The 3,178-nt window shown below is 37.5% G+C and carries 3 protein-coding genes; all 3 read left to right on the plus strand.

The features are described 5' to 3' along the window. Positions 1-271 (plus strand): hypothetical protein (locus ACIQZI_RS07210; RefSeq protein WP_403071024.1); only part of this gene is annotated, 271 nt, incomplete at its 5' end. 570 nt (positions 272-841) lie between these two features. Beyond that, positions 842-1,936, plus strand: coding sequence for a CotS family spore coat protein (locus ACIQZI_RS07215; RefSeq protein ID WP_062179130.1), 1,095 nt, complete (start codon positions 842-844; stop codon positions 1,934-1,936). Positions 1,937-1,938: 2 nt separating this feature from the next. After that, positions 1,939-3,178: glycosyltransferase family 4 protein (locus ACIQZI_RS07220; protein ID WP_403071027.1), on the plus strand; the 1,240-nt coding region annotated here is incomplete at its 3' end.

Genomic DNA, 3,178 nt, shown 5'->3' on the forward strand with positions numbered 1-3,178 from the left:
GGATGAAAGCCCAGACGAGAGTGGGGATGAAAGTCCAGACGAGAGTGGGGATGAAAGTCCAGACGAGAGTGGGGATGAAAGTCCAGACGAGAGTGGGGATGAAAGCCCAGACGAGCTGGGGGATGAAAGCCCAGACGAGCTGGGGGATGAAAGCCCAGACGAGAGTGGGGATGAAAGTCCAGACGAGAGTGGGGATGAAAGTCCAGACGAGAGTGGGGATGAAAGTCCAGACGAGAGTGAGGATGAAAGTCCAGACGAGAGCGGCGACTAAGACGAAGAAAAAATAATTCTAATTTCGGTGGGATCATCTTAAGGTGATCCCATTACTTAATTATTATCCTGGTTAAACAGATTGTAATACCCTAAGTAAGATGAATATTTAATGTTCTTAGTATATTGCTCGACAAAAAATGTTTTTTTGCTTCAAAATGGCCAAGCGTTCATGCTAGTTAGTCATTTCATAACTTGTTAAACAAGTAAGAATTTCCAATCGTTTCAATGATCGATGAATTATTCAAAATTACCTTCTGTTTCTAAGCAACTATCCTATACAAATATTTTATCAGAGCATAACATAGTTAAGAGTATTTAATCCTGTAGATTGGTCCGGAAAATAGGTACATCCTTTTAGACTACTTAAATTAATATCTTGGAAAATCATCATCTATTACCTGTTTCTTTGAGGATCTATGGAGATAATTCTTCGAGTAAATTATAGGGGGAAATGAAGAAATCTGTTTTGGAAAGCGTTGACAAAAACAAGGATGAACTCAAATAAAAGTAATAATTGACAGCGCTTTACTCTTGCGGAAATTACGATTTAACTCATAGGAGGGATATGATGGATCACCCAATAATTGAGCCATGGGAAGCCGATGATTTAACTCATGAATTTTATGTACCTGATTATATTGAACGAATAGCACAGGATGTTCTTGAAAGTTACGATCTTTCTGTTAATAGCATACAGGTCATAACAACTAAGCCAGATAAAGGCGGTGCGATTTGGAAACTTGAAACAACTTCTGGTCCAAAAAGTTTAAAATTGTTACACAGAAGACCAACAAGAAGTATGTTTAGCTTGGGAGCTCAGGAATATTTAGTTAAAGTCCAAGATGCAAGAGTGCCCGCGATTGTAAAAACAAAGGATGAAAAGGATTATGTTGAAGCAGGAGGAAAGTTATGGTTCGTTGCAGAGTGGATAGAACCATTAGAACCTGTTACAAAAGATTTAGAAGGTGCGAAACATTTATGTTATGCGCTCGGTGAATTTCATCGTTTAAGTAAGGGCTATGAGCCACCGCAACAATCTGAAGTAGCTTCAAGACTGCATAAATGGCCATCTAGTTATGAAAAGATGATCATCAAAATGGATTGGTTCCGGAATATTGCTAACGTATATCACGAATTACCAGCAAGTACACATTTATTGAATGTAGTTGATAGGTTTGAAGAGCAAGCTAGAAATAGTTTGACAAGGCTTAATCAATCAAGCTATTCCGAACTGATAAAAAAAGGAAATGCTTTTTGGGGACTTGTTCATCAGGATTATGGCTGGTCAAATGGTCAAATGGGTAGTAATGGAATGTGGATTATTGACCTTGATGGGGTTGCCTTTGATCTTCCGCTTCGTGATTTAAGAAAGCTAATTAGTGGTACAATGGCAGATTTGTATAGATGGGATGTGAATTGGGTTCGGGAGATGATTAAGTCTTATCATGAATCTAATCCCCTTACAGCTGAACTATATGAGATTTTAATGATTGATTTGTCACTCCCAAATGAATTTTATAAAAATATTAAAGAAGTTGTATATGAACCTGAATTATTTTTAAATGATCAAACAACCCAATTAATTCAAACGATTGTTGATACAGATCAGACTAAATGGCCAGTTCTTAAAGAAATTGAAGATGATTGGAGGGGGAGGGAATAACTATGAAAATATTAATGATCTGTACTGAAAAACTACCAGTGCCTCCTGTGTTAGGTGGAGCGATTCAAACGTATATTTCCGGGAACCTCCCTTATTTATCCAAATTTCATGACGTCACGGTTTTAGGGATTAGTGAACCATCACTTCCAAATCAGGAAACAATAGATGGCGTTCATTATGTACGGGTACCTGGTCAAATATTAGAGATCTATCGAGAAGGAGTCATCAAGTATCTAGAATCGACTTCCTTTGACCTTATTCATATTTTCAACCGACCGCGTTTGGTCCTTCCAGTTCGGAAAGTTGCTCCTGAAGCAAAAATTACTTTAAGCATGCATAATGATATGTTCAATCCTGACAAAATAAGTCCAGAAGAAGCAACTGCTGCATTAGAAGAAGTATCTAATATTGTAACGGTAAGTGATTATGTTGGTAATGTAATACGAAATCTTTATCCACAAGCAACAGCGAAAATAACTACGATTTATTCTGGAGTAGATACTGAGCAGTTCTTACCTGGATACCATCCAAAGATGCAAAAGGTACGTAATGAAATTCGTCAAGAACATGGCTTAGAAAACAAAACAGTTATCATGTTTGCAGGTAGACTTTCTCATAATAAAGGAGTAGATCGGTTAATTAGGGCGTTGCCGGAGCTATCAAAAAAATTTAAAGATTTAGCAGTAGTAGTAGTTGGAAGTAGTTGGTTTAGCGAAGATAATGTAACTGATTATGTTGCCTATGTTAGAGCAATGACAAAGAAATTGACAATACCAGTAGTAACAACAGGTTTTGTTTCACCAAGTGTCATACAAAACTGGTTTGCAGCGGCTGATTTATTTGTATGCACATCTCAATGGAACGAGCCATTGGCACGGGTACATTATGAAGCGATGGCAGCGGGACTCCCTATATTAACGACAGCAAGAGGAGGAAATCCAGAAGTCATTCAACTCAATGAAAATGGTCTTGTTGTAGAAAATCCAGAAAATCCGATTGGTTTTGTAGAAAAAATTACAGAAATCCTATCAGACAAATCTAAAATGAAAAACATGGGGATCAAAGGGAGAGAACTTGCTGTATCTCTTTATAAGTGGGACAGAGTTGCTTCCGAAATACTTGGAGTATGGGGCGATGCAATTCATACGTCATCTTCATCTTCATCAGTACCAGAAACTTTAACAGATATTTATGTTGAACAAGAAATCATAAAAGATTTGGTAAGCGCAGATTCTATTGAAG

It is taken from the genome of Peribacillus sp. NPDC096379 (assembly GCF_044762875.1).
Taxonomy (GTDB): domain Bacteria; phylum Bacillota; class Bacilli; order Bacillales; family DSM-1321; genus Peribacillus.

Excerpts from the sequence above, each read along its gene's own strand:
- ACIQZI_RS07215 (WP_062179130.1), top strand. The coding sequence starts at position 842 with ATGGATCACCCAATAATTGAGCCATGGGAAGCCGATGATTTAACTCAT.